The following is a 6,064-nucleotide window of genomic DNA, read 5'->3' on the forward strand; positions in this document are numbered from 1 at the left end:
TTTATACATACAAGAGCAGTTTGGCACATCGGGTTATTTTAGACAATAATCCTCAGCTGGGGATTATTTATCTACGCAGGTAGCATTTCAAAGCAGGGGCTTTTAAGCACGTGCTGTCTGGGCGATGCCAGCCTTGGCGTTTGCGCGTTTGCCGGCGAGTTCGCAAAAAACCGCGCCGCCGATGATAAGTGCGGCGCCCATCAGGCGGACCGGTGTTATGGCTTCACCCAAAAGGGCGGCCGAGAACACGACCGCCGAAAGCGGCTCGAGGTAGCCGACGACGGCGACGGTCTGGACGGGCAGCTTGGCGACGGCGCTAAAGTAGAGCAGGCAACCAATGCCGGTGTTGACGACGCCGAGCATAGCGACGGCGCGCCAATCAATGCTGGCGGCGACGCCGGCGGACAGGAACGAGGGAGCGCCCTGCGTGATGAGCGTGAGGGCCAGTGCGGTCACAAAGGCGGCGCTCACTTGGAGTGCGGAGTTCTCGAGGCCCTCGATGTGCGGCGCGCCCTTGCTGGCGATGACCATCAATGCATAGCAGAAGGCCGAGGCGATTCCACAGACGATGCCCGCAATGGGCATATTGCCGCCTAGACCTTGCGCTGCAATGAGAAAAGCACCACAAGCAACGGCGACAAAGCCGGCGATTTTGCCGCCGGTCAGCTTTTCGCCAAAAATGAGCGGGGAGAGGGCCATAACGATGATGGGGCCACAGTAATACAACAGCGAGGAGATACCAACGCCGATCGTCTGATAGGCGCGGAACAGGAAAATCCAGCTGGCGCCCAGCGCGGCGCCCGAGACGATGAGCGCTGCGGCCTCGCGGGGGCGAGACGGAGCCTGCAGGTTATGGCGCTTGGTTATGAAGAGGATGGCGGCAAGGGCGAGAGCGCCCAAAAACGTGCGCAACAGTACGATATCGGAGCTCGGCAGCGCGATGGCAGCGGCGATGATGCCGTTGGAGCCAAACAATAGCAATGCTGCTAAGTACGTAAACAATCCGTTGTTCATGTGCTGACATCCCCTCTATATCCGAGCATGTTCACTATGGGTGAACTGGCTTTAGAAGAAAAGCGAATATAATGCATGGATAACATGACAAAAACTCATGTAAAGGTGGAGGGGTGCCGTGGAAACGAATATTCAAAAGATGCAGGTGCTGCTCGAGACCGTGCGGGCCGGCAGTTTTACGCGCGCCGCCGAGCGGCTGAGCTATTCGCAGTCGGGCGTGAGCCGCATGGTGGGCGACCTTGAGACCGATTGGGGTTTTAAGGTGCTCGACCGCAGCCGCGAGGGTGTGGTGCTTTCTGCCGATGGGCGGCAGATCATGCCGGCGGTTGAGGCGCTCTGCGAGGAGTTTGGCCGCCTGCAGCGACACGTGGACGAGATGCGTGGGCTCATGCGCGGCAAGATCTGCATTGGTACGTTTTCGAGTGTGGCGACCCATGTACTGCCGCCGGTGATTGCGCGCTTTCGCGCCGATCATCCGGATGTCGATTACGAGCTGCTGATGGGTGATTACTCCGAGATTGAGCAATGGGTGGCGGAAGGCCGCTGCGACCTGGGCTTTATTCCGCGCGAGCCACGCGGCGCCGGCATGGCGTCGCGACCGTTGGTGCAAGACGAGTTGATGGCCGTGGTGCCAGCGGACTCCTCGCTTGCCACGGCGGAGGTCGTTTCTCTTGCCGATTTAGCCAACGAGCAGTTTATTCTGCTAGAACGCGGCACTGATGACGAGATTACGCCGCTATTCCGTCGGGCGGGGCTGGCGGTGCGCTCAAAACTGTCGACTTGGGATGACTATGCGATTATGGCTATGGTCGAGGATGGCCTGGGCGTGAGCATTCTTCCCGCGCTCATCTTGCGTCGCTGCCAGTTCGATGTTGCTGTGCGTCCGCTCGAAGGGCATCCCCATCGGCAGATCAACGCCATATATCGAACGGCCGATGTTTCGCTTGCCGCCGCTCGTTTCCTCGAATACCTCTAAATGCGTGCACGTCGTTATCGCCTTGGGATAAATCTCGAGGTCTTGCTCATTTTATTTATTTTTGAAATTGAACTTTTCGAAATAGCACGGCGTTATACTGCTGCCTAAATTGAACTCAGGTTCAATTCGTGTTGTATAAATTGAACTTTGCCAGCAAGGAGGTTCTAGTGGCCCAAGAGACGTTTAGCGATCGTCTGCGACAGGCTATGTCCGATCGCGACGTTCGCCAGTCGGACGTGATCCGCGCATCGGAGATGCTCGGCAAAAAACTCGGCAAGAGTCAGATGAGCCAATATGTGAGCGGCAAGACGATTCCGCGGCGCGATGTGGCTGAGCTGCTCGCCCGTATTTTGGAGGTCGATGTTACCTGGCTGCTTGCCGGCGACGCCGATCAAGGCGAGGCATCATCACCCCGCAACGATTCCAAGCCCGAACTCCATCCCTCAGCTCAAATTGCAAGGAGCACCACCATGCGTACTTTTTCTAAATCCACCAAGCTCGATAACGTCCTGTATGACGTGCGCGGTCCCGTCGTCGACGAGGCCGCCCGTATGGAGGACGAGGGCGAGCGCATCCTCAAGCTCAATATCGGCAACCCGGCGCCCTTCGGTTTCCGCACGCCCGATGAGGTCATCAAGGACATGCGCCAGCAGCTGCCCGACTGCGAAGGCTATTCCAACTCGCGTGGCCTGTTCTCCGCGCGCAAGGCGATCATGCAGTATTCGCAGATCAAGGGCTTGCCCAACGTTCAGATGGAGCATATCTACACGGGCAACGGCGTGTCCGAGCTCATTCAGCTTTCGATGAACGCGCTGCTCGACAATGGCGACGAGATTCTGATCCCCAGCCCCGACTATCCGCTCTGGACGGCGTGCGCAACCCTTGCCGGCGGTCATCCCGTGCACTATCTGTGCGATGAGCAGGCGGATTGGTATCCCGACCTGGAGGATATGGAGTCCAAGATCACGAGCGCGACCAAAGCCCTCGTCATCATCAACCCCAACAACCCCACGGGTTCCGTCTATCCGCGCGAGGTGCTCGAGGGCATCGTCGAGGTTGCACGCAGGCATCAGCTGATGATCTTTGCTGATGAGATCTACGACCGCCTGTGCATGGACGGCTACGAGCACGTCTCGATTGCCTCGCTCGCTCCCGATCTGCCCTGCGTCACCTTTAGCGGTCTGTCCAAGTCGCACATGATCGCGGGCTATCGTATTGGCTGGATGGTGCTTTCGGGCAACCAGCGCTGCATGAGCGACTTCATCATGGGCATCAACATGCTCTCCAACATGCGCCTGTGCTCCAACGTGCCGGCTCAGTCGATCGTTCAGACGGCGCTCGGTGGCCATCAGTCCGTCAACGACTACATCCGCCCCGGCGGCCGTGTCTACGAGCAGCGCAACTTTGTGTATGAGGCGCTCAACAAGATTGACGGCATCTCGGTGGTTAAGCCGCGTGCGGCGTTCTACATCTTCCCCAAGATGGATGTGAAGAAGTTCAACATTACCGATGACGAGCAGTTCGCCCTTGACCTGCTGCACGAGAAGAAGATCCTGATCACGCGCGGCGGCGGCTTCAACTGGGCTGAGCCCGACCACTTCCGTATCGTGTACCTGCCGCGCATGGAAGTGCTCAAAGAGTCCCTCGAAGACCTCGCCGACTTCTTTGACCATTACCGCCAGAGCTAGTGGGATAGAAGTTCCGCACTATGAAAAGCTCCCTGCAGTTGTTTTGCTGCAGGGAGCTTTCTTGAATCGGCGGAACTAAATAACGATTCCGCAACAGTGGTCGATTTCGTGCTGGATTATCTCGGCGGTGTAGCCCGAGAAGTTTTTGATGCGGTGGACGAAATTCTCGTCCAAATACTCAACCTTAATGCGGCGATAGCGAGTACAGGGGCGCTCGCCGGAAAGCGAGAGGCATCCTTCGCTCGTCTGATAGGAATTGACCTGCTCAAGAATTTGAGGGTTGTACATCAGCAGCGCCCTGTTGCCGTCCTTTACGCAGATGATGCGTTTGCGCACGCCAATCATGTTGGCGGCAAGGCCCACGCACTCGTGCTCATGCTCATGGAGCGTATCCAGGAGGTCCTGCCCGGTCGCGGCATCGTCGGGTCCCGCGTCTTCGGAAGGCAGGCGCAAAAAGAACTCGGATTTCATGATGGGTTTGATCATGGCGGGCTCCTTAGGGTGGACACGTTTGGTTCAGGCCATGATACCGCGACATGTCGCATTAATGTGTGCACATAGATTCTGCAGCTAGATTGGATGGCGACACCATAAACTAATGGACGTTTTGCCGAGAGGCATGAATGTATAAAGCGCAAAGAGTGCGCGACGGGCCCCGCGAATGGGGCGATGATGCCCGAGAGGGCCAAGAAGGAGTCTCATGTCTGAGAACGAAGAGATCATGAACGAGACCGAGAACGAGACCATGGCTGCCGAGGTCGAGGCAGTCGAGACCGTGGAGACCGAAGCTGCCGAGGTTGAGGCTGCTGACGAGGTTTCCGCCGAGGAGGCCGAGGTTGTCGAGGCCGCCGCTGATTACGATGACGAAGAGCTGATGGACAAGATGCAGAAGGCCGCCCGCCTGCTGCGCAGCCGTCGCTTTGCTATTTCCAAGGAGGAGGAGGCCAAGGCCGAGCGCATGGCGAACATCGAGCGCGCCATCAAGCTTCTTGACCTCAAGCCCAAGATGGAGCAGAAGGAAATGTCCGACCTGCTGGGCATGCGCCTTCGTGAGCTCGATGGCCTGATGGCCGAGGCCGAGGCTGCCGATCTGGTCGGCCGCATCGACGACGCCGAGGGCGATATGCGCAAGATCGTTGTCTTCGCTGCCGAGGATGCCGCTGAGGGCCTGGTCGAGCTTGCCAACAAGAAGGAGAAGCTCCTGCCCGAGCTTTCTTACGAGGAGGCTGCCGAGCTGATGGCCGCTCTCGATAAGGTTATCGCTCCGCTCGTCGCCATGGGCCTGGACGAGGACCGCGGTCCTCGCGGCGGCCGTGACGAGCGCGGTGGCCGTGGCGGCGATCGCGGTGGCCGTGGCGGCTTTGGCGATCGCGGTGGCCGTGGCGGTGACCGCGGCGGCCGCGGTGGCGATCGCGGTGGCCGTGGCGGCTTTGGCGACCGTGGCGGCGACCGTGGCGGTCGCGGCGGCTTTGGTGGCAACCGTGGTGGCTATGGCGATCGCGGTGGCAACCGTGGTGGCTTCGGCGGCAACCGTGGTAACGACCGCGGCGGTCGCGGTGGCGACCGTGGCGGCCGCAACGGTGGCGGCTTCCGCGGCAACCGTTTCTAATTAGTTACGCGGTTCTACGAACCGCGTAACCAGTTGACGCTGCAAACGCCCCTAAGCGGCAATCTGACGTTCAATTTCAAGGGCGCGACCATAAGGTCAGCGCCCTTTCATTTCACGTCACCTTGCTCGCTTAGGGGCGTTTTCGCTGACTTATGCTCAACCTGCGGCGTTGTCTTGCTCCGGGGGTGGCAGTTGGGTGTTCCTATAGTTTTGTCAACCGTCGGGGCTACTCCCGGTAGGGCACCCGGTCGCGCATCACGGCGTATATCGCCCTGAGCCGCTTCCTCGCGACGGCCTTGAGCGCCCGCCCGTGCCCCATGCCCCGCGCCCTGCAGGCCCGGTAGTACTCGCCGTAGCGCCCCGAGGACCTCACCAGGCTGTTGCACGAGAAGATCAGCAGGGACTTGAGCCTCGCGTCGCCGCGCCTGGACGCCCTGACCGACCTCACCGACGTTCCGGAGCTCCTCACCCTCGGGGCTATGCCGCAGTACGAGGCCAGGTGGTCGTGGTCCGGGAACCTCCCGATGTCGACCGACACCGCGAGCTGCGCCGCGGTCCTCGGGCCGATGCCGGGCACGGTGAGCAGGCACGCGTAGGTCTCGTCGCCCTCGAGCAGCGCCGCCGTCTCGGCCTCGAGGGCCCCGGCCTCGTCGAGGGCCTCCGATATCCGGGCGGCCAGGAACCTGACCTGCCTGTTCTCGGCCTCGACGAGCGCCGGCGGGGGCGCGGTGGAGGCGGCCGCGGCCTCCCCGGCGGCCTCGGCCCGCGGGCCCCCGG

Annotated in this window: 6 protein-coding genes; 3 read left to right on the plus strand and 3 right to left on the minus strand. The window is 60.4% G+C overall.

Translation table 11 applies throughout. The features are described 5' to 3' along the window. Positions 1 to 102 precede the first annotated feature (102 nt). A complete protein-coding gene (locus DW195_RS01315; RefSeq protein WP_118205513.1) occupies positions 103 to 1,014 on the minus strand; it encodes a DMT family transporter in 912 nt (303 codons plus the stop codon). A gap of 118 nt (positions 1,015 to 1,132) precedes the next feature. On the opposite strand from DW195_RS01315, the gene DW195_RS01320 reads away from it, so the two are divergent. Next, positions 1,133 to 1,990 carry a LysR family transcriptional regulator gene (locus DW195_RS01320; RefSeq protein WP_117778911.1) on the plus strand — a complete coding sequence of 286 codons (858 nt, stop codon included), beginning with the start codon at positions 1,133 to 1,135 and terminating at the stop codon, positions 1,988 to 1,990. Between the two features lie 206 nt (positions 1,991 to 2,196). Next, a complete protein-coding gene (locus DW195_RS01325; RefSeq protein ID WP_118205543.1) occupies positions 2,197 to 3,678 on the plus strand; it encodes an aminotransferase class I/II-fold pyridoxal phosphate-dependent enzyme in 1,482 nt (493 codons plus the stop codon). A gap of 75 nt (positions 3,679 to 3,753) precedes the next feature. On the opposite strand, the gene DW195_RS01330 is transcribed toward DW195_RS01325, so the two are convergent. Then, on the minus strand, positions 3,754 to 4,164 hold the full coding sequence (locus tag DW195_RS01330; protein ID WP_117655208.1) for a peptide deformylase: 411 nt from the start codon (positions 4,162 to 4,164) through the stop codon (positions 3,754 to 3,756). Positions 4,165 to 4,378: 214 nt separating this feature from the next. Between DW195_RS01330 and DW195_RS01335 the strand changes: the two genes are divergently transcribed. Then, positions 4,379 to 5,287 carry a hypothetical protein gene (locus tag DW195_RS01335; RefSeq protein WP_118205515.1) on the plus strand — a complete coding sequence of 303 codons (909 nt, stop codon included), beginning with the start codon at positions 4,379 to 4,381 and terminating at the stop codon, positions 5,285 to 5,287. 226 nt (positions 5,288 to 5,513) lie between these two features. On the opposite strand, the gene DW195_RS01340 is transcribed toward DW195_RS01335, so the two are convergent. Then, a partial coding sequence (locus DW195_RS01340) for a transposase (RefSeq protein ID WP_147356469.1) occupies positions 5,514 to 6,064 on the minus strand: 551 nt, incomplete at its 5' end.

Origin of the sequence: Collinsella sp. AM17-1 (assembly GCF_003470665.1) — a bacterium.
Classification (GTDB): domain Bacteria; phylum Actinomycetota; class Coriobacteriia; order Coriobacteriales; family Coriobacteriaceae; genus Collinsella.